Origin of the sequence: Nonomuraea endophytica (assembly GCF_014203235.1) — a bacterium.
GTDB lineage: Bacteria > Actinomycetota > Actinomycetes > Streptosporangiales > Streptosporangiaceae > Nonomuraea > Nonomuraea endophytica.
On record NZ_JACHIN010000007.1, the window covers coordinates 560144 to 580625 of the forward strand.

Annotated in this window: 18 protein-coding genes; 10 read left to right on the forward strand and 8 right to left on the reverse strand. The window is 71.0% G+C overall.

From position 1 onward, the window contains the following. The first annotated feature begins 63 nt into the window (after nucleotides 1-63). Nucleotides 64-1353 (forward strand): sulfatase family protein, encoded by a 1290-nt coding sequence (locus tag HNR40_RS27685; RefSeq protein WP_221340851.1) that lies wholly within the window; start codon nucleotides 64-66, stop codon nucleotides 1351-1353. On the opposite strand, the gene HNR40_RS27690 is transcribed toward HNR40_RS27685, so the two are convergent. Genes HNR40_RS27690 through HNR40_RS57385 form a run of 4 tightly spaced genes read right to left on the reverse strand, consistent with a single transcriptional unit; the run spans nucleotide 1330 to nucleotide 6844 of the window. Then, nucleotides 1330-1722 (reverse strand): VOC family protein, encoded by a 393-nt coding sequence (locus HNR40_RS27690; RefSeq protein ID WP_184966249.1) that lies wholly within the window; start codon nucleotides 1720-1722, stop codon nucleotides 1330-1332. The genes HNR40_RS27685 and HNR40_RS27690 overlap by 24 nt on opposite strands. Next, nucleotides 1706-3019: a HAMP domain-containing sensor histidine kinase gene (locus HNR40_RS27695; RefSeq protein ID WP_184966252.1), complete on the reverse strand. Its 1314-nt coding sequence runs from the start codon at nucleotides 3017-3019 to the stop codon at nucleotides 1706-1708. Before HNR40_RS27695 ends, HNR40_RS27690 begins: the two co-directional genes overlap by 17 nt. Further along, nucleotides 3016-3690 carry a response regulator transcription factor gene (locus HNR40_RS27700; protein ID WP_184966254.1) on the reverse strand — a complete coding sequence of 225 codons (675 nt, stop codon included), beginning with the start codon at nucleotides 3688-3690 and terminating at the stop codon, nucleotides 3016-3018. The genes HNR40_RS27695 and HNR40_RS27700 overlap by 4 nt, the downstream gene beginning before the upstream one ends. A 52-nt stretch (nucleotides 3691-3742) precedes the next feature. Beyond that, entirely contained in the window at nucleotides 3743-6844 is a 3102-nt protein-coding gene (locus tag HNR40_RS57385; RefSeq protein ID WP_184966256.1) for a bifunctional cytochrome P450/NADPH--P450 reductase, read from the reverse strand. 239 nt (nucleotides 6845-7083) lie between these two features. On the opposite strand from HNR40_RS57385, the gene HNR40_RS27710 reads away from it, so the two are divergent. Next, nucleotides 7084-7716, forward strand: coding sequence for a TetR/AcrR family transcriptional regulator (locus HNR40_RS27710; RefSeq protein WP_184966258.1), 633 nt, complete (start codon nucleotides 7084-7086; stop codon nucleotides 7714-7716). 87 nt (nucleotides 7717-7803) lie between these two features. Continuing rightward, nucleotides 7804-8001 carry a hypothetical protein gene (locus HNR40_RS27715; protein WP_512699315.1) on the forward strand — a complete coding sequence of 66 codons (198 nt, stop codon included), beginning with the start codon at nucleotides 7804-7806 and terminating at the stop codon, nucleotides 7999-8001. Here HNR40_RS27715 and HNR40_RS27720 read toward each other — a convergent pair. Further along, nucleotides 7986-8963, reverse strand: coding sequence for an aldo/keto reductase (locus tag HNR40_RS27720; RefSeq protein ID WP_184966260.1), 978 nt, complete (start codon nucleotides 8961-8963; stop codon nucleotides 7986-7988). The genes HNR40_RS27715 and HNR40_RS27720 overlap by 16 nt on opposite strands. A gap of 189 nt (nucleotides 8964-9152) precedes the next feature. On the opposite strand from HNR40_RS27720, the gene HNR40_RS27725 reads away from it, so the two are divergent. After that, nucleotides 9153-9959 (forward strand): phytanoyl-CoA dioxygenase family protein, encoded by an 807-nt coding sequence (locus HNR40_RS27725; RefSeq protein WP_184966262.1) that lies wholly within the window; start codon nucleotides 9153-9155, stop codon nucleotides 9957-9959. Nucleotides 9960-9973: 14 nt separating this feature from the next. After that, nucleotides 9974-11002, forward strand: coding sequence for a polysaccharide deacetylase family protein (locus tag HNR40_RS27730; RefSeq protein WP_184966264.1), 1029 nt, complete (start codon nucleotides 9974-9976; stop codon nucleotides 11000-11002). Nucleotides 11003-11011: 9 nt separating this feature from the next. Here the strand turns inward: HNR40_RS27730 and HNR40_RS27735 are convergent, their stop codons facing one another. After that, a complete protein-coding gene (locus HNR40_RS27735) occupies nucleotides 11012-12175 on the reverse strand; it encodes an MFS transporter (protein ID WP_184966266.1) in 1164 nt (387 codons plus the stop codon). A gap of 88 nt (nucleotides 12176-12263) precedes the next feature. Here HNR40_RS27735 and HNR40_RS27740 point away from each other — a divergent pair, with 88 nt between their 5' ends. Both HNR40_RS27740 and HNR40_RS27745 read left to right on the forward strand, forming a co-directional pair. After that, the gene (locus HNR40_RS27740) at nucleotides 12264-13421 is read left to right on the forward strand and encodes a glycosyltransferase (RefSeq protein ID WP_184966268.1); all 1158 of its coding nucleotides are present in this window, start codon (nucleotides 12264-12266) and stop codon (nucleotides 13419-13421) included. A gap of 13 nt (nucleotides 13422-13434) precedes the next feature. After that, nucleotides 13435-14721, forward strand: coding sequence for a D-arabinono-1,4-lactone oxidase (locus tag HNR40_RS27745; RefSeq protein ID WP_184966270.1), 1287 nt, complete (start codon nucleotides 13435-13437; stop codon nucleotides 14719-14721). Between the two features lie 277 nt (nucleotides 14722-14998). On the opposite strand, the gene HNR40_RS27750 is transcribed toward HNR40_RS27745, so the two are convergent. Together HNR40_RS27750 and HNR40_RS27755 are read right to left on the reverse strand one after the other, a co-directional pair. Then, on the reverse strand, nucleotides 14999-15739 hold the full coding sequence (locus HNR40_RS27750) for an LLM class F420-dependent oxidoreductase (protein ID WP_184966272.1): 741 nt from the start codon (nucleotides 15737-15739) through the stop codon (nucleotides 14999-15001). A gap of 51 nt (nucleotides 15740-15790) precedes the next feature. Continuing rightward, a complete protein-coding gene (locus HNR40_RS27755) occupies nucleotides 15791-16510 on the reverse strand; it encodes a GbsR/MarR family transcriptional regulator (RefSeq protein WP_184966274.1) in 720 nt (239 codons plus the stop codon). 262 nt (nucleotides 16511-16772) lie between these two features. Between HNR40_RS27755 and HNR40_RS27760 the strand changes: the two genes are divergently transcribed. From HNR40_RS27760 to HNR40_RS27770, 3 genes are all read left to right on the forward strand, one after another. After that, complete coding sequence (locus tag HNR40_RS27760; RefSeq protein ID WP_184966276.1) at nucleotides 16773-17906, forward strand: serine hydrolase domain-containing protein; 1134 nt, start codon at nucleotides 16773-16775, stop codon at nucleotides 17904-17906. 635 nt (nucleotides 17907-18541) lie between these two features. Then, a complete protein-coding gene (locus tag HNR40_RS27765) occupies nucleotides 18542-19525 on the forward strand; it encodes a GlxA family transcriptional regulator (RefSeq protein WP_184966278.1) in 984 nt (327 codons plus the stop codon). A 246-nt stretch (nucleotides 19526-19771) separates the two neighbouring features. Further along, entirely contained in the window at nucleotides 19772-20380 is a 609-nt protein-coding gene (locus HNR40_RS27770) for a cysteine hydrolase family protein (protein WP_184966280.1), read from the forward strand. Nucleotides 20381-20482 lie beyond the last annotated feature (102 nt).

A 20482-nucleotide genomic window follows, 5' to 3' on the forward strand; every position in this document is an offset into this window, starting at 1 on the left:
CGGGAAATCAACCCACAAGAGCGGCCAATAATTGCGGACTACCGCTTTCTGGAGGTCAGCGACGTGAGTCAACTCAGCAGACGAACCTTCATCGCAGGTACGGCTGCCGCAGCCGCGGTCACCAGCGCGCCGGCCGCCGCGGCCAAGCCGAAACGCCCCAACATCCTGCTGATCGTCACCGACGACCACAGGCGAGAGACCGAGTGGGCGATCCCGTCGATCGTCGACCTGATCGGCGGGCAGGGAGTCACGTTCTCCCAGGGCTGCGTCACCACGCCGCTCTGCTCGCCCTCACGCTCGTCGATCATGTCCGGCCGCTACGCCCGCAACCACGGCGTCGTCGACAACACCGCACCCGGCCGGCTCGACCAGGACACCACCGTGCAGAGCCACCTGCGCGCCGGCGGCTACCGCACCGGCCTGTTCGGCAAGTACCTCAACGCCTGGGACCTGGCCCAGGCCCCGCCGAACTTCGACGACTTCGCGATCATGCGCCCCGCCTACCGGCGCGCCCAGTGGAACGTCAACGGCGCCGTGGGCCGCCGCCCCGGCTACACGACCACGCTCATCAGGCGGCACGCGCTGGAGTTCATCAAGGCCAACAAGGACCAGCCCTGGTTCCTGTACCTGTCGCCGTACGCCTCCCACGGGCCCAACACCCCCGAGGACAAGTACGCCAACCTGCCCGTGCCCGCCTGGGACGGCAACCCCGCCGTAACCGAGACCGACAAGAGCGACAAGCCACCCTTCATCCAGAACGCCACCCAAGACCTGGCCGCGGGACAGAAGGTCCGCCAGGCCCAGCTACGCACGCTGAAGTCGGTGGACGACCTGTTCAAGGCGGTCAGGGCGGAGCTCGTGGCCCAGGGCAAGCTGGACGACACGCTGATCATCTTCATCGGCGACAACGGCTTCAGCTGGGCCGAGCACGGCCACATCGGCAAGAGCGTGCCCTACCAGCCGGCCTTCCGCGTGCCGTTCTACCTGTCGTGGCCGGCGGGCGGCTTCGGCAAGGGCACCGACGACGACCGCCTGGCCGCCAACATCGACGTCGCCCCGACCATCCTGGACGCCGCCGGGATCCGGCCGCGTACCCGGATGGACGGCACCTCCCTGCTGCGCGGCGGCCGGCGCAGCCACCTGTTCCTGGAGTTCCACGGCCAGGCCGACGGCCCCGGGCCGGGCGTCTGGGCGTCGATCTACACCGGCTCCCGCATCTACACCGAGTATTACGACGGCGGCGGGGTGAAGTTCCGCGAATACTACGACCTGCGCGCGGACCCCCACCAGTTGGAGAACCGGGTACGCGCCGACGACCTGGCCAAACGGCTAGCCACCGCCCGCGGGCTGTAGGCAGAACTCGTTGCCCTCGGGGTCGGCCAGCACGATCCAGTTCTGGTGCCTGGCCACCTCGACGGCGCCGAGCGCCCGCAGGCGTTCGCCCTCGGCCTCGACGTCGGCCGCGCGGACGTCGAGGTGCACCCGGTTCTTCACCGTCTTGGGCTCGGGCACGAGCACGAACCACACCCTCGGCGCACCCTGCGGCCCTTCGACCAGCACCGTCGGGTCCTCCTCCGGGCCGGACAGGCCGAGAGCGCGCAGCCGTTCCAGTTCGGCCTCGTCGTACGGGGCCACGGCGTAGTCGTCGAGCAGTTCCGCCCAGAACCTCGCCAGCGCGGCGGGGTGGCGGCAGTCGAACACGATGTCATGGAGCAGAGCCATCCGCCCATGCTGGCAGGCGGAGCCGGAACACCGCACCCGACGGCGACTCCTCGCAGGTCAGCGTGCCGCCGTGGGCCAGGGCCAGGCCACGGGCGATCGGCAGGCCGAGCCCGGCGCCGCCCGAGCTGGTGTCCCGGCGGACGAACCGGTGAAAGATCAGGTCGCGCGCCGACGGCGGCACCCCGGGACCGGTGTCGGCCACGTCCACGATCGCCTCGCCGTCCGCCCCCTTGACCGTCACGGTGACCAGGCCGTCCGGCGGGGTGTGCCGGCGGGCGTTGTCGAGCAGGTTGGCGATGACCTGGCCGAGCCGCTGGGCGTCGCCGATCACCGTCGCCTCCTCCCCCTCGACCGCCACCGTGATCTCCGGCGCGCGCAGCATGACCCGGTCGGCCTCCGCCTCACACAGCGCCCGCAGCTGGACCGGCTCGCGATGCAGGCCGAGCCCCGCGTCGATCCTGGCCAGCGCGAGCAGATCGTCCACCAGGCGGCCCGCCCGCCGCGTCTCGCGCACCAGCAGCAACTGCATGCGCTCGCGCTCCTCGGCCGGCATCGCGGCGGGCGCCTGGAGCACCGCCTCGGCCGTCGCCTGGATGCCGGCCAGCGGTGTGCGCAGCTCATGGGCGACGTCGGCGAGGAACTGCCGCGAACGGTTCTCCGACTCGCGGGCCTGCAGCTCGGCGCCCTCCAGCGAGTCGAGCATGGAGTCGAACGCGGCGGCGGTGCGGCCCAGCTCGGTGTCGGTACGCTCCGGCGCCAGCCGCTTGCCCCGCTGCCCCTGGGCGATCTGCCTGGCCAGCCCCGCCAGGTCGTCCATCGGCCGGGTCGCGCGCCGCAGCGCGACGGGCAGCACGAAACCCAGCGCGGCCAGCGCAGCCAGGCCCGCGACCAGCATCAGCATGCGCAGCGTGGTGCGCGGCCCGTCGATCGTCTCGGTGTCGGCATAGAGCGTGAGCAGCCCGCCGCCCGGCAACCGCCTGGTCAGGGTCAGGTCGCCGAGGTCGGCCGCGAAGCCGCCGAGCGTGTGGCGGCGACCGGCCAGGTCCACGAGCTCCGCCTCGATGCCGGCGCCGCTGACCCGGCGCACCAGCCGGTCCGGCAGGACCTTGCGCCGGTCGAGCTGGACGGCGAACTGGGCGCGGTCCACGAGCCGGTCCTGTGCCTGGTTCCTGGCCAGCAGGCCGAACAGCGCGTCCACGGCCACCAGCAGCACGACCAGCGTGACGGCCACGACCAGCAACGTCGCCCCGGCGACCCGGCCGCGCAGGGAGCCGGCAGGCCTGCCGTACCGCCTCATCGTGGACCATCCAGAACGTAGCCAAGCCCGCGCACGGTGTGCAGGACCCGCTCCCCCGAGCTTTCGAGCTTGCGGCGCAGCGCGCTGACGTGCACCTCGACCAGGTTGGGGTCGTAGGCGTCGTAACCCCAGACGCTGGTGAGCAGCTGTGTCTTGCTCAGCACCTGGCCGCGGTGGAGCGCCAGGTGGCCGAGCAGCCGCAGCTCGGTCCTGGTCAGCTCGACCGGCCGGCCGTCCCGCAGGACCAGTCCCTTGTCCACGTCGATGATCAGGCTGCCGATCTGCAGCGTCGACGGCGTACGGCGCAGCCGCCTGAGCACCGCGCCGACCCGCGCGGTCAGCTCGGACAGCTCGAACGGCTTGACCACGTAGTCGTCGGCGCCCGCCTGCAGCCCGCGCAACCGGTCCGAGACGCCGTCCCTGGCCGTGAGCACGATGACCCCGGCGTCGCTGCGCCCACGCACCACCTCCAGCAACGCGAACCCGTCGCGGCCGGGCAGCATGAGATCAAGCACGACCAGGTCGGGCTGGAAGGTGTTGAGCTCCTGCTCGAACCCGGCCCCGTCAGGCACCCCACGAGCCACGTACCCCGCCGACCCCAGCCCGGACAGCACGGCGAGCCGGATCGCCTCCGCGTCCTCGACCACCATCACCCGCGCCGAACTGGTCATCCGCCCATTATGCGAACCCCGCGGACCGGACAAAACGCCCCTCAGCCAATCTTCAGCCTTCCCAGATGTCCTCGCAGTAGCGTTCCGTCGCGCGTAGTTCCTCCAGCCAGGTCTCGCTCGCGGCCTGGTCGGCGGCGGTGCGCTCGCGGTGGATGCGGGTCAGGGCCGCGCGTACCGCGGGGGCCATGCGGGTGCCGTCGCCGCAGACGTAGACGCGGCCGCCGGCCTCCAGCACGTGCCACACCTCGTCCGCCTCGTGCAGCAGGCGGTCCTGGACGTAGCGCTGGCCGTTCTGCGGGGTCTCGCTGAATGTCGGGCGCAAACTGACCACGCCTGCTGCTTCGGCCGCCTCCAGTTCGGCGCGGTGCAGGTAGTCGATCTCCGGGGCGTCGCAGCCGAAGTAGCACAGCAGCGTGCCGCTTGCGCGGCGGTGCAGACGTTCCATGACGACGCCGCGGAACGGGGCCAGGCCGGTGCCGGCGCTGACCAGGATCGCCGGGATGTGTTCGTCCGACAGGCCGTGGAAGGCTGTCGGGCCTGGTACCACCCGGGCCTGCACTATGGCGCCTGGCTCCACCTCGGCCAGGTGGCTGGAGGCGACGCCGTGGAACCATCCGGCGCCGGTCCGGCTCGGGGCGCTCAGCTGCGAGACCATCAGGTCCACCGCGCCTGGGTGGGTCAGCGGGGAGGTGGAGATCGAGTAGTTGCGCGGGCGCAGGGCCGGCATGAGCTCCAGGAACACCTCGAACGGCAGCTCGCACGCCGGATGCTCGTCCAGCAGGGTCAGGACCGTGGTGCTTGCCGGGTCCTCGGCTTCCAGGGCGGCCTTGGTGTTCGGGCAGCGGGTGTGGGCGGCCAGGGCGCGTATCTGGGTGGCGGTGGCCGGGCGTTGGAGTTCCAGGAAGCCCGACAGGAGTTCGCGCACGGTTACCGGGGTGTCCACCGGGAGCTGGGTGCGGGTGCGGCGGGCCTGGCGGAGCCGTACCAGCTGGGCGGGGTTGAGGCCGAAGCGGGCGGCGGCGCGCTCGACCAGGTGCGGCGGGTTCTCCGGCAGGACGGCCAGGTGGTCGCCGGTGCGGTAGGTGGCGCCTTGCGGGAGCTCCAGGCGGAGGTGGCGCTTCTGGCGGCCGTCCGGGTGGGTGAGCGGTTCGGCCAGCAGGACGCGCATGGGGCGCACGCCGTGGTGCTCGGCGCGCTCCTCGGCCGGTGTTCTGGTCACGGGTTCGAGGCGGAAGGCTGGACCCTCCGGCACGGCGCTGACCTGGGTCTTTTCGGGGCCGGTCAGGGCCGGCCACAGGTTGGCTGACCAGGCGTCGATGGCGCCTTCCAGGTCGCCTGAGGCGTCCGCGACGCCCCGCTCGGCCAGGCGGGTCGCGCCCGTGGCGGCCAGCCGTTCGTCGATGAGCTTCGGGACGCGCTGGAACGTGGCCGCCCAGTTGCGGTCGCCCACCCCCAGCACCGCGTACGGCGTGCCGGGCACCGTGTCCGCCTCGGCCAGCCAGTCCACGAACCGGGTCGCGTCGTCGGTCGGGCGGCCGTTGTAGGAGGCGGCCACGATGACGACCGGGGTGTCGGCCAGCGTGCCGGCGGCCTCGTCCAGGGAGGAGACCTTGGCCGCGAAGCCGCGTTCCTCCGCCTCGGCGGCGAGGTCGTGGGCGATGGCGGAGCAGGTGCCCATGTTGGAGCCGTAGAGGATGGTGAGGGGCGAGCCGGGTGCGGCCAGCTTCTCGACGGGCTCCGGCCGCGGCGCCGTGGCCGCTGGGCGCGTGCGGCGGTCGGCGGTCGTGCGGGGTTCGACCTGGAGCGTGAAGCCGTCGGGCTTCAGCGTGAGGGTCTCCTTGACCTCCAGGTCGTAGTCCGCCGCGCCGGCCAGGTGGAAGCGGTGCGCCAGCAGCCCCAGCACCAGCGTCGCCTCGTGCAGCGCGAACTGCCTGCCGATGCAGGCCCGCTCACCGCTGCCGAACGCCTTGAACGCGTGCGGCGGCCGGGCGTCCTGCGCCTCGGGGGCGAAGCGGTCGGGGTCGAACAGCTCCACGTTCCTGCCCCAGGCCGGGTCCCGGTGCAGTTGCGGCGTCAGCACGAACAGCGACTCGCCCTGCTTGATCTCGTACCGGCCGCCGATGACCGTGTCGGCCAGCGCCTCCACCGCGAAGCCCGGGGCCGTCGGCCACAGCCGCAGGCTCTCCATCAGCACCTGGCGGGTGTAGCTCAGCCTGCCCACGTCGGCGTACGACGGGTCGGGCTCGGCCGCGTCGCCCCACAGCGTGTCCACCTCCTCCTGGACCCTGGCCAGCACCACCGGGTTCCTGGCCAGGTAGTACAGGGCGAAGGAGAGGGCGCCCGAAGTGGTCTCGTGCCCGGCGATCAGGAACGTGATCACCTGGTAGCGGATGTTGAGGTCGTCGAGCGGCTCGCCGGTCTCGGGGTCGATGCTGTGGAGCATGCGGCCGAGCAGGTCGCCGGTGCTCTGGTCGCCGGACTGCCTGCGCAGCCTGATCAGCTCGTCGACGAGTTCTTCCATGGCGCGTACGTCCTGGTGGAACTGCCGGGTGCGCTTGCGGTAGAGGACGTCGAGGCCGGGGATGAAGGCGCCCTTGGCCTGCGCGTATCCCAGGGCGCCGACGAGCGAGCCGATGAACGGGTGCGGCTGCGCGCTCTCGAACGAGGCGAAGTCGTAGCCGAATCCGCACAGGCCGATGGTGTCGAGCGTCAGCCGGGTCATGTCCGCGCTCACTTGCACGGGCTCCGGCCCCTTTCGCGACCAGGAGTCGACCAGCTTCCTGGCGACGTCGAGCATGGTCGCGTGGTAGCCGCGCATGGCGGCGACGGAGAAGGCGGGGAGCAGGATGTCGTGCGCCTTGCGCCAGTTGGGCTCATCGCCGTAGGCGGTGAACAGGCCGTCACCCGCCAGAGGGCGCAGGTTGACCAGGTCGGGGTGGACGTTCTTGCGGAATCGGGTCTCGTCGCAGAGTTCGGTGACGAGGTCGAGCCCGGTGACGATCACGGACTCCTCCCCGAAGGCGCCCAGCTTGAAGATCGGGCCCCAGGTGCGGGCCAGCTCGCACAGGTGAGCGACCTGCCGGTCCACCGGCGTGCTCAGGGCGTGGCCGACGATCGGCAGGGCGGGCGGCGACGGAATCTCGGCTGTGGACACGCGAACGTTCCCTTCTCCAGGTGTACGTCTTCGCCGTCAGGCTAGCACGAGACTTTGTCACTCGACTAAGTCACTCGAACAAACTCTTCGTGACCCACCTCCCACCACCCCGGAAGGCCGATGACCGGCGAAACCCTGGAGCTCGGGGGCTTCGCGGGTCAGCCCGTTCGCGGCGCTTTCCCCTTGCTCGGCCTGTGACGTGGGAGCTTCGTGCAGGTCACAGCCGATAGGGTGCGGGCATGGCTCATGTTCCCGCCGCCGAGCGGCGCCCGCAGATCGTGGAGGCGGCGATCGGGCTCATGGCCCGGGAAGGCGTCGCGGCCGGGAGCACCAGGGCCATCGCCGCCGAAGCGGGTGTCGCGCAGGCGATGGTGCACTACACCTTCGGCTCCAAGCAGGCGCTCTACCGGTCGGTGCTGGAGGAGCTCGGCAGGTCTCTGGTCGCCCGCGTTCAGGCGGCGCTGCCCACCGACGCCGACTTCGGCGAGACGGTCTCGGCACTGGTCAACGAGCTGTGGCGAACGGTCACCGAGGAGCGCGAGCGCTACCGGCTGCTGACGGAGCTGATCATGCTCTCGCTGCGTGACCCAGTGTTGCGGCAGGTGGCCTCCGAGTTCACCCACAACCTCGACGCCACCGCGGCGCGCCTGCTCTCCGACGCCGCCACGCGCGCCGGGCAGGATCTCGCGCTGCCCGCCGAGGAGATCGCCCGCTTCTTCCTCAGCGGCTTCGACGGGATCGTGACCCGATACCTGACCGACGACTACGACCTCGCCGCCTGCGAGTCGACCCTGCGCCTCATGCTCGACACCACGATCGCGCTCGCCGTATCGGATGCTCGCCTTGAGCCGGGTGCTCGCCTTGAGCGGTGAGGTACGCACGCGCGTGTCCGCGAACTGCGCGAGGAGACCGGCCTCGACCTCACCGCCGCACGCCTGGTGGCCGCCAGGACGTACGCTGTGACGCGGCTCGGGGTGAGCTCGCACCTGGTCGGCCTGTTCCACATCGCCGAGGTCGCCCCGGGCTCTCCGGCGGTGACCGAGGTGAACGGCACCACGGACGAGGTGGCCTGGCTGCCGATCACAACCCTCACAGACGCTCTTTCCCCAGCCGCAGCCGACGCCCTACGCCTGATCAGCGGTTACCAGCGGTCGTGAACCTGGGCGCGGATGCGGCGGTCGTAAAGGTCTTCGACGGCGGCCAGTGTCTCGGGCGGCAGGGCGGGCAGGGCGGCGGCTGCGGCGTTGGCTCTGGCCTGGTCCACCGTGCTGGCGCCCGGGATCACCGTGGTCACGCCGGGCTGCTGGATCACCCAGCGCAGGGCCGTCTGGGCAGGGGTAGCACCGGCCGGGGCCAGGGCGGCGAACTCGGCCGCCGCCTCCAGGCCGGTCTCGTAGTCGACGCCGGAGAACGTCTCCCCCACGTCGAACGCCTCGCCGTGCCGGTTGTAAGCACGATGGTCGTCGACGGCGAAGACGGTGTCGCGGCGGAAGCGCCCCGACAGCAGGCCTGACGCCAGCGGCACCCGGGCGATGATCGCGACCCCGGCCGCCCGCGCCGCCGGGAGCACACGTTCCAGCGGCTTGCGGCGGAAGGCGTTGAGGATGATCTGCACACTGGCCACACCCGGCCGGGCGATCGCGGCCAGCGCCTCGTCGCAGGTCTCGACGCTCACGCCGTAGGCGGCGATCCGGTCATCCCGCACGAGCGTGTCGAGCGCGTCGTAGACCTCGCCGGTGTCGAACACCGGGGTCGGCGGGCAGTGCAGTTGCACCAGGTCGAGCCGGTCGACGCCGAGATTGGCGCGCGAACGGTCGGTCCACTCGACGAAGTTCTTCAGCGTGAACTCGGCCGGGTCCTGCGGGCCGCGGCGGCCCATCTTGGTGGCGACCGTGAGGCCGTCGTGCTCGCGCAGGAACCGGCCGATGAGGCGTTCGCTGCGGCCGTCGCCGTACACGTCGGCGGTGTCGAGGAAGGTCACGCCCGACGCGACGGCGGCGTCGAGGATGGCGAGCGCGTCGCGCTCGTCCACGTTCCCCCAGTCGGCGCCGAGTTGCCAGGTGCCGAGACCGACCACCGAAGCGGATTGTCCTGATCTGCCAAATGCTCGCTGCTCCACGGGTTCCACCCTAGAACGCCGCGGCCGGGCAGGACACCCGTAAGGGGCGGCCACTAGATCGACGAGCCATCCCCCTAGTCGCACCTTTCAGCATATCCACTATCGCCCCCGTTGGGCAGCATGAATGGCGCAAGGTTGTCAAATCTGGCAACAACCTGCCAACCCCTTCCCGGAATGGAGATTGGTCCCATGACGCCTAGGTACGCCTCCACTGTCGAACTGCCGCGCCTGGACGACCTGACCCTCGACCGGTTCGCCGAGGACGGCTACCTGGTCCTGCCCGCCTTCCTGCCCGAGGGCCTGGTTGCCAGGCTGCGCCCCGAGGCCGACAAGTGGGTGGACGACGGCCTGCGCGCCCGTTCGATCGCCTCCACCACCAACCCCGAGCTGTACGGGCTGCCGCCGATCATGGAGCTGGAGCTCGACGCGCATGGCGAGCTGATCGGCCACCCGCCGCTCATGGCCGTGCTCAGTCAGCTGATGGGTCCCTCCTTCGTCTTCCACCACCTGCACAGCGACCGGCAGGCTCCCGGTCTGGCCGGCAAGCCCTGGCATCACGACTATGAGCAGCGGCCGCAGGCCCACCGGGCGTACACGATGATCCACACGCTGCACTACCTCGACGGGCTGGACGAGGAGACCTCGGCGCTCGCGGTGCTGCCCGGTTCGCACCGGGAGGTCGCGGAGAAGGACGCGCGGGCCCGGTACGGCACGGCGTGGCTGCCCGGCGAGGTGCTCATCGAGGACCTGCCGCCCGGCTCGACGATCGTCATGCACTCGGCCCTCTTCCACGCCCGCCGTCCCCGGCCCGGCCTGCCCGGCAAGCCGCGCTACCTGGTCGACACCTCCTACTGCCAGGCCGGGACGCTGTGGCCGCCGGTGAAGCCGTACTGGCGGCACATGCTGCGGCGGGGCAGGGAGCTCGGGCTCGACCGCGGGCTGTGGCCCGATCTGTTCGACGCGCGGCACTTCGCCGAGTACGTCAAGCCGGCCTGACGGGAGCGCCGGTCATGTTGTATTCGGGAGTCTCGTGGGGCGCCGACGGCTACGAGGTCGAGGTCCTGGACGTCGACGGGCGGGCCGCGCTGCCGCCGGCCAGGTTCGGCGCCGGGCAGATGGAGAGCTTGATCGGCCACCTGACCAGCCTCGGGGACGGGCTCGTCACGGTCGTGGAGAGCACGATCGGCATCCTGGACGGCCGGATGATGAGCGCCGGTCTCGACGTCTACCGCGCCGATCCGCAGATCGTGCCCGGCCGGCCGGCGTTCGGCTCGGTGCCCGCGGGGCGGCTGGCCCGCGCCGCCTACCGCGACCTGGCCGCGCTGACCAGGCTGGATCCCGGCCGCGGCACACAAACCGGGCGCGAGGGCGACCTTGAGGCGGGCATCGCCGACGGGGCCGCCGCCCTGGCCGCGCTCGCCGCCGCCGGTCGCTGCCTGAGCCATGGGCCGCGTGAACGCCGCGAGGTCGCGCTGACCTTCGACGACGGGCCGCAGCCGCCGTACACGGGACAGGTTCTCGACGTCCTGGAGAGGTACGGCGTGCGCGCCACCTTCTTCTGCGTCGGCCTGAACGCCGGGGCCCATGCGGAGGAGATCGCCAGGATGCGGGAGCAGGGGCACGCGGTGGGCAACCACACCTGGTCGCACCCGTTCCTGCCCGAACTGTCGCGGGCGCAGCTGGCCGAGCAGATCGAGCGGACCGGGGCGGCCATCGCGGGAGCGGGCGGCGGGCGGGCGCCGGTGTTGTTCCGCCCGCCGTACGGCTCGCGCAACGCCGAGGTGATGGGCTGGCTGCGCGAGCTTGGCACGACGGTGGTGTTGTGGGACGTGGAGCCGTTCGACTGGGCGATGCCCGGCGCGCGGGAGATCGCCGAGATCGTGCTCGGCCAGGTGCGGCCGGGCTCGATCATCCTGCTGCACGACGGCGGCGGCGACCGCTCGCAGACGGTCGGCTCACTGGCGCCGATGATCGAGGGGCTGCTGGATCGCGGCTACCGGTTCGTGCTGGTGGACGAGCTTCAGCGAGTGACCAGGTAGCCGCCTCGCTCAGATGCGCCGCAGGCCGATGGCCAGTGTGACGGCGGTCAGCGCGACCAGTCCCGCGAGCGTGGTGGTCAGCCCGGCGGCGTCGGCGAACCAGCCGACCAGCACCGGCCCGATCAGCAGCCCGCTGTAGGTGAGCGTGTTGACCTTGGCCAGGGCGGACGCGGGATTGTCGGCGCCGTGCCCGATCGAGCTGAAGATGATCGGCACGAGCACCGACAATCCCAGCCCGACCAGGGCGAACCCGGCGATCGACAGCCACGCCACCGGTGCGGCCACCGCGAGCGCGAACCCGGCCACCGCGATGACGCCGCTCCAGCGGACCAGGCGGGCGGGGCCGTACCTCTCGTGCAGGCGGTCGCCGACCAGGCGCCCGCCCGCCTCGCAGACGCTGAAGCCGACGTAGCCGAGCGAGGCGGCGGCCAGCGTGGCGCCGAGGTGCTCGTGCAGGAAGATGCCGCTCCAGTTGCCGACCGCGCCGGAGACCACGAGCACGACCGTCCCGGTGAGGCCGAACACGAGCACCCGCGCGGTCCAGCCGCCGCGCGCCCGCTCCTCGGGCGCGCGGGCGCCCGTCCTGTCGGCGCGCCCGGAAAGCATGCCCCGCCCAGCCGGTACGGCCAGCGCCACCATGGCCACGGCCACCAGCGTGAAGTGCTGGCCCATCGTGAGCCCGGCCTTGAGCGAGAGCCCGCCGAGCACGGAGCCGATCGCGGCGCCGATGCTCCAGGCGGCGTGGCAGCTGTTCATGACGTGCCGCTTGAGCGTGCGTTCGACGGTGATGGCGTGGGCGTTCATCGACACGTCGATCACCCCGTCGACCGCGCCGAACAGCACCAGCACCACGCCGAACCAGACGAGGTCGCCGGCGAGGGCGTAGCAGGGCAGCAGCAGGGGCAGCGCGATCACGGCGGCGCGTACGACCGGCGCGCTGCCGTGGCGGGCGACGAGGCGGCCGGTGAGCTGCATCGCGACCAGCGCCGACAGGATCGGCAGCGTGAACAGCAGGCCGAGCTGCCCGTCGGAGAGCCCGAACTGGAGCTTCATGGACGGGATGCGCACGAAGTAGCTCGCGAGGACCATCCCGGTGACGAGGAAGGGGACCGCGGCCATCCAGGGTGCGCGGCGGTCAGGAAGAAGGCCGGTGGCCCGCGTCGTCTCGATCAAGGCCGCTCCCGCATCGTGGGTTGCCAAGAATGACACACAGCTTGGCACTTTATTGCCTTCCAATGCAAACCCGTGTCAATCTGGGGGCATGAAGGTCAGCATCGTGATCCCGTACAAGCGGCGCCTGCACACCATCCGCGGCACGTTCGCCGCGCTCGCGGAGCAGACCATGGACCCCTCGCGGTTCGAGGTCCTCGTCGGGGCGATGGAGTACGAACCGGAGTACGTGGCGGCCTGCCGGGACTTCCCCACCCTCGGCATTCGCACGGTCATGACCGGCGAGGACTGGAACACCGGCCGCGCCAGGAACCTGCCGCTGCCGCTGGCCCGCGGGCAGGTCGTGGTGTTCCTCGACGCGGACATGGCGCTGCCGCCCGGCCTGCTCGACCGCCTCTACGACCACTACTTCCAGCACGGGCAGAACGTCTGCGTCCTGGGCCAGACGCTGGGCTACGACGAGGTCGTCGAGAGCGACGTGGCCGAAGCGGAGGCGCTGCCGTACAGCCACTATCGGCAGGTGCTCGCCGATTTGGAGGCCGGACCCGAGCTGAGGGCGGACCCGCGCTGGACCGACGCGTACGCGCCCGCCTTCGCCCGTTTCCCCTGGGCCTTCACCCGCACCGGGCTCGTGGCGCTGCCCGCCGCGACCATCAGGCGGCACGACCTCACCTTCGACCAGGGCTTCCACGGCTGGGGGCCCGAGGACCAGGAGTGGGGGCTGCGGGTCGCGCGGACCGGCACGCCCATCGTCCTCGGCCGCGACATCTACGGGCTGCACCTGCCGCACCACCGCGACGTCGCGGCCAACGGCGCGACCGCCTGGCGCAACAACCGCTACTACCTGGGCAAATGGCCGCGCAGGGAGCTGGAGCTGGCGCTCGCCTACGGCTGGCTCGGCGCCGACGAGGTCTACCCGGCGGTCGAGCGCGAGCTGGCCGGCAACCCGCTGAGCGTGGTGCGCGGCCTGGTCGACGGCACCGACATGCTGGTCGTCGGCGCGCCGATCGCCGACCGGGCGCAGGTGCCCCACACACCCGAGCTGAGCTCGCTGTTCGACGGGCGGGCTCCCTACGACGTGCTGCCGCTGGCCGGGTTCGCCCTGCCGTACGGTGACAAGAGCGTCGACGAGTGCCGTATTCTGCCGCCCATCCAGCGGCTGAGCGAGCGCTTCCAGGACACCATCGTGCGCGAGGCCGAACGCGTCTCCCGCAAGCTCGTCGCACCCGCGGGGGACGAGCGACGCTAGACCAGGAGCCGACATGCCGATCACGAACTGGGCGGGCAACGTCACCTTCGGCGCGGCCCGCGTGCACCGGCCGGAATCCCTCGACGAACTGCGCCGCGTGGTGGCGGCCGGGCCGCGCGTACGGGCCCTGGGCAGCGGCCACTCCTTCAGCCTCGTCGCCGACACCAGCCACGACCTGGTCCGCCTGGACGGCCTGCCGCCCACGGTCGAGATCGACGCCGAGCGCTCGACCGCCACCGTCGCCGCCGGCCTGCGCTACGCCGAGGTCGCCGAGCACCTGCACCGCGCCGGGTTCGCACTGGCCAACATGGCCTCACTCCCGCACATCTCGGTCGCCGGATCGTGCGCGACCGGCACCCACGGCTCCGGCGACAGCCGCCGCTGCCTGGCCGCCGCCGTCGTCGCCCTGCAGCTCGTCGGCCCCGACGGCGACCTGGTCGAGCTGAGCCGCGAGCACGACCCCGGCGTCTTCCCCGGCGCCGTCGTCGCACTCGGCGCGCTCGGCGTCGTCACCCGGCTGACGCTGGAGATCGAGCCCGCCTTCGACGTGGCGCAGCGGGTCCGGCTCGACGTGCCGCTCGATGAGGTCTCCGAGCGTTTCGACGAGGTGTACGGCGCCGCCTACAGCGTCAGCACGTTCACCGACTGGCGCGGCGGCAAGGCCGAGGTGTGGCTCAAGCACCGCCTCGACGAGGAGAGCTCCGGCTGGCTGTCCGGCGCGGGCTTCGGCGACGGCTGGTCGGAAAGCGGGTGGGCCGGCGGCCGCGCAGCCGAACGACCGGTGCACCCGGTGCCCGGCATGCCGCCCGAGTCCTGCACCGAACAGCTCGGAGTGCCGGGCCCCTGGCACGAACGGCTACCGCACTTCCGCCCCGAGTTCCTGCCCGGCGCGGGCGAGGAACTGCAGTCGGAGTACTACCTGCCCCGCGAGGCGGCCCGCAAGGCGTTCGAGGCGATCAGGGAGATCGGCCCGCTGGTGGCGCCCGTGCTGCACGTCTCGGAGGTGCGTACCGTCTGCGGCGACGACCTCTGGCTCAGCCCCGCCTACGGCCGCGACACCGTCACCCTGCACTTCACCTGGATCCGCGACGCGGCGGCCGTCATGCCCGCCCTGGCCGAGGTCGAGGAGCGCCTCATGCCGCTGGGCGCCCGCCCGCACTGGGGCAAGCTCACCACGGCCAGACCCCGGCAGATCAGCGCGATGTACGAGCGGGCGGCCGAGTTCGGGCGGCTGGCCCGCAAGCTCGACCCGTCGGGCAAATTCCGCAACGCCTACGTGGACGCGCTCTTCCCCGCCTAGGCACTCCTGGTTTTCCAGTCGGCCCTGACCTGGGCGATCATGTGCACGGCGGTGGCCTCCAGCGCCGTGCACGGCGAGCGCAACCGCTCCGAACGACAGCGCCCATCCTCGGGCCCTGGTCCAGGTCGCGTCGTCCACGGCCAGTTCGGCGCGCCCCGAGCACCGCGTCCCACACCGCTTCCAGCGCGACCGCCCGCACCGCTTCGCGCGTGACGGCGTCCCACTCGACGGGCAGCCCCTGCGCCGCGAGCAGGTGCGCGTCGATGACCCGCCCCGTTCACTCCAGCAAAGGCTTCAGATCGTACGGCGCGGCCAAGGAGACGATCAGATGCTCCACCCCCGCCGCCTCGAACTCCGCCGCCAGGTGCACCTGCTCCACGTCGATCATCACGGTCCGCTCGATCGCGCCCGGGTCGCGCCCGGCGGCCGCGCATCGGGTGTCCAGGTCGCGGCTGAGGCGGGTGAACTCGGTGACCGGGTCGGGGTGGCTCCAGCCGTACCAGTTCCAGAGGTCGGCGTGGCGGGCGACGGCGTCCAGCGTGCGGGGGCCCGCGCCCCCGATGAGCAGGCGCAACCCGCTCGCGGGCGGCACCAGCAGCCCGAGGCGCTCGCGCACCGCGGTGACGGCGCGCTCGAAGGCGGCGGCGCGTTCGGCCGCGGGCGGGAAGGGGTAGCCGTAGGCGAGATGTTCGCGCTCGTACCAGCCCGCGCCGAGCCCGAGCACCAGCCTGCCACCGCTCAGCAGGTCGACGGTGCGGGCCATGTCGGCCAGCAGGTGCGGGTTGCGGTAGGCGGTGCAGGTGACGAGGGGGCCGATGGCGGCGTTCCGGGTCTCCACGGCCATGGCTGCCAGCAGCGACCAGCACTCGTAGTGGGCGCCGTCGGGGCGGCCGTGGTGGGGGATGAAGTGGTCCCAGGTCCAGATGGAGTCGAGCCCCGCGGCGTCCGCGGCGCGCCAGGCGGCTCGCAGGTCGCCGAGTTCGCAGTGCTCAGGACGGAGCTGCACGCCAAGCCTCATGCTCCTTATCCAACACTCTTTGGCAAGTGCTTGGCAACCAATTGCCAGGCGCTATTGCTTCTGCTGCTGCTCTGGCGCGTAGATGTGCCGCCAGTGTTCCGCCGAGCGCTGCAGGTCGTCGCTGACCAGGATGAGGAACTGGCCCAGTTTGTCCAGCCGGGTTCCGGCGGGCGTGTCCACGCCGAGCGCTTGGGCGCTGCTCCGCGAGGCCTCGGCGATCAGGGTGTTGATCCGGACGCTGGCCAGCATGGCCTGGTACCACACGTCGTCGTCCATGACGTAGCGCTCGGCGCGGCCACGGGGGTCGCGCTCGCGCTTGATGATCTCCATCTCCTCCAGGTAGGCGACCGCCTTGGAGATCGAGGCGGGGCTGACGCCCAGGCGTCGCACGAGTTCGGCCGAGGTGAGGCTGCCCCCGTCGGTGGTGAACAGCGCGGCGACCACCCTGGCCATCATCTGCGGCAGCCCGCTCTGCATGAGCAGTTCGGTGAGGTGCTTGGACACCCGCTCCACGACCCGCGGATCACGCGCGCCGAGGTCGGCCGCCCTGCCTGACGCCGATCGGCCGGAGCCCTGGCGTACTGGTTGCCTGCTGGCCCGGTGGGCCTGGTCGGCGCGGTAGTCGTTCGGGCCGCCGTTGCGCATGACCTCGCGGGTGATGGTCGAGGTGGGCCTGTCCAGGTTGCGGGCTATGGCGGCGTAGGTCAGGCCGTCGCGCAGACCGGCGGCGATCTGACGACGGTCCTGCTGGGTGAGCCTCTGTCCGGGCATCGGGCTCCTTGCTCCTGACTTCTCGCATCATGCTGCTTGCTTCACGCCTCGCGCGTCACGCCTCGTGCTGCTTGCTCACGCGATTGAGGTTCAACTTAGCTTAGTGCAAACCACAGTTGCATTAACTCGCAGCACTCACGCAACGATTATGCAGCTATAACCTGCAGCTTTGCGTTCTATTTCGCGGAATCGTGATTGACGAGTTCGTGTATGCAACGTAACTTTTGAGGTGTCGCGAAGATCCCTGAGGCAAGGAAACGACATGACATACACCGAGATCCAGAACGCCCTCGACCGCGCCGTCACCGAGCACGGCGCGCCCGGCATCGTCGCCGAGATCCGCAACGGCGACGAGACCTGGTTCGGCACGGCCGGTGTCGCCGACCTCACCACCGGCGCCAAGCGCGTACCCGGCGAACACCTGCACACCGGCAGCTCCGGCAAGGCCTTCACCGCCGCCGCCATGCTGGCGCTGGAGGCCGAGGGCAAGCTGAGCATCGAGGACCCGGTCGAGGAGCACCTGCCCGGCGTGCTCACCAACGGCTACGACGGCAACAAGATCACCATCAGGCACCTGCTCAGCAACAGCAGCGGCCTGTTCGCCACCGGCCTGGCCCCCGAGGCCACGTACCGCTACGCCACCCGCTCCGGCTTCGCCCAGCACCGCCTCGACGAGTGGACCAAGCAGGACCTGCTGAAGCTCGCGGTCTCCCAGCCGCCCGTCTTCGAACCCGGCGCCGCCTTCACCTACTCCAACGGCGGCTTCTACATCGCCGGCGCCATCATCGAGAAGGTCACCGGCAACAGCTACGCCGACGAGGTCAACCGCACGGTCATCCAGCCGCTCGGCCTGACCCACACCCACGTGCGCCGCCAGAACGAGTCCAGCTACGCCACCCCGCACCCCCGCGCGTACTCCTCCCTGTTCTTCAAGGACGGCACCGACCCTTCCACGGTCACCGCCGAAAACTGGCAGTCAGTCATGGAGGACCCCGGCACCCCGCCCCTCGACGTCACCGAGTTCAACACCTCCCTGGGCTGGTCGGCCGGCGACGTCGTCTCCACCAGCGGCGACATGATCCGCGTCATCGGCGCCCTGGCCTCGGGCACCCTGCTACCGGCGGAGCAGCACCGCAAAATGTGGACCACCATCTCCACCGAAGGCGGCCACTGGATGCCGTACACCCACTACGGCCTCGGCGTCTTCGAGTTCGACCGGGAGATCACCAACGGGCTCGTCCTGCGCGGCGTGGGCGGCAGCCTGTGGGGCTCCTACATCTCCACCGTCAGCACCCCCGACGGCGACCACGTGATCTCCCTGCACACCAACACCGAATGGAAGACCTGGGACATCATGTTCGACCTCGTCAAGGCGGAGTTCGGCAAGGGCCTGTGACACACTCCCCGGCCATGCGGACCGGGGCTTCCCCAGAGGTGCCGCGTACTTCAAGCGGCACCTCTGGGGCGTTCTGCTTCCCAGCGCCGCACCATCCCAAGCGCACCCTCACCTAAGCCCCGCCCTCTCCAGGGCCCGACTCCGCACCCCTTCGCCCCCGCCCCCCTCTCACCCTCTTCGCCCTCGCCCTCTTCGTCCCCCGCGCTCCCGCCTCCTCTCACCGCTCGGCCTTCACCCTCCGCCTTCGCCCTCTCGGCTCCCACCCTCATCCCAGGCCTCCTCATTCCGTCGTCCCATGCGCCCTCAACCCCTCTCGTCGCGGACCGCGCACCTCGGTTTTCGCCCCTCAGCCCTCTCGGCTCTCCGGTCCCGCCTCGCCCCTCCCCTCAGCCCGCCGCTCCCTCGCCCCTCCCCTCCCTCGACCTCCCTCTGTTCCTCGGCCGCTCGGCTTCCCCGGCCCTCTGCCCCTCGCCCCCTTAGCCCGTCGTGCCCGTGCTCCTAGGCCGGTGTTTCTTGAGCCGTCGGCGCGGTGGCCGTTTTGGATCTGGGGCCATGAAGGGCTTCCAAGGGGGATGTCCGTATGTGACAGATAACTGTCGTTGCGGTCACTCCGTGCATTCGGTGACAATCGGGACATGTCCACCGCACACCGCGTTGTGATCGCGCTCTTCCCGAACGTCGACCTGCTCGACGTCACCGGCCCGGCCGAGGTGTTCGCCCTGGCCAACCGGGTCAGCGGCCGCGCCCTGTACGAGGTGCTGCTGGCGGGACCCCAAGGCGGCCACGTCACCACGTCTGCCGGGGTGAAGCTGGTAGCCGATCTGTCGTTCGACGAGGTCGGAGACCGTGTGGACACCCTGCTGGTACCAGGAGCCGTAGACGTAACCCCGCAAGGCCCGCTAGCCCTGACGGACCCCGAAGTAGTGGCATGGGTCCGACAAACCGCTCCGATAGCCCGGCGCGTGGCATCGGTGTGCGTAGGCGCGCACATCCTGGCGAAGGCCGGACTACTGGAAGGCCTCACAGCCACCACCCACTGGTCCACCGCCGCACAACTGGCCGCAGATCACCCGAACATCACCGTCGACCCCGACCCGATCTTCGTACGTTCCAGCAGCCGGGTCTGGACCGGCGCAGGCATCAGCGCCTGCCTCGACCTGACCCTCGCGCTCGTCGCCGACGACCACGGCGAGGAGACCGCGCTGGCGGTGGCCCGAGAACTGGTCATGTACCTGAAGCGGCAGGGCGGCCAGAGCCAGTTCAGCGTCCCGCTGGCCCATGCGGCCACCGGCCGCCGCGACATCGACGACCTGCGCCTATGGATCGCCGAACACCTGACCGAGGAGCTCACCCCGGTCGAAATGGCGGCCCGGATGGGGCTGAGCCAGCGCCAGTTCGCCCGCGTGTTCCGGCAACGTACCGGCACCACTCCCGGCGCCTACATCGAGGCCGCCCGCGTAGAGGCGGCCCGGCGCCTACTGGAAACCACCGACCTGCCCCTGCCCCGAGTGGCGACCGAAAGCGGCTTCGGCTCCGTGGAAACCCTGCACCGCGCCTTCCGCCGCCGCCTCGGCACCGGCCCAGGCTCCTACCGCCGCCGCTTCCGCACCGTGGCCTAAACCCTTTTCCGCGGTACGGCGGCGCCAACCCGACCCACCCCAAATACCCACCACTCACCAGCGGCGACGACCCAAGCCCGCACCCGTGTCGGCGCAAGCCTGCCCAAAACCCCGAGGCGCACACACCCAGCCCACATGGGCGCGTATCCAGCAAAACACCTAGCAAGCTCCAGGAACGCGCCCCCACCAAGCCACCCAGAAATCCCGAGGCGCAAGCCTGCAAGACAACCCGAGAGGAACGCCATCATGAGCACCACCGCTTCGCCCACCCTCCGCCAGGTCTCCGGCCTGCCCACCGACCCCGCCCGCCTGACCGACGCGACCCTGATCATGATCGACTACCAGAACACCTACACCACCGGCGTCATGGCCCTCACCGCCGCCGACCAGGCCCTAACCGCAGGAGCCCGCCTCCTCGAACGCGCCCGTACCGCCGGCACAAAGATCATCCACATCGTCAACGACGGCGGCCCCGGCACCCCCTACGACATCCGAGCCGAGATCGGCGCCATCGACCCGCGGGTAGCACCGCGCGACGGTGAGCCGGTGGTGGTCAAGACGTTCCCGAACGCCTTCCACGAGACCGACCTCCAGCAGGTCCTGACCGGCTTGAACGCAGGCCCCGACCTCATCCTGGCGGGCTTCATGACCCACATGTGCGTTACGTTCACCGCACAAGGAGCCTTCAACCTGGGCTACCGCCCCACGGTCGTCGCCGACGCCTGCGCCACCCGCCCACTCCCCGGCGCGGACAACACGGTGGTGCCCGCCACCACCCTGCACACCGCCGCCCTGACCACGATCGGCGACCTGTTCGGCGTGGTCGTCCCCAACGCCGACGCCCTCCCGATCTGACATCCCACACCGACCCACCATCGCCCGAGCCTCCGGCCCACGCGCTTACCCACAGCGACCGGCCGGAGGCTCGTGCCGCGGGACCGGTCTCTCCTTGAATCA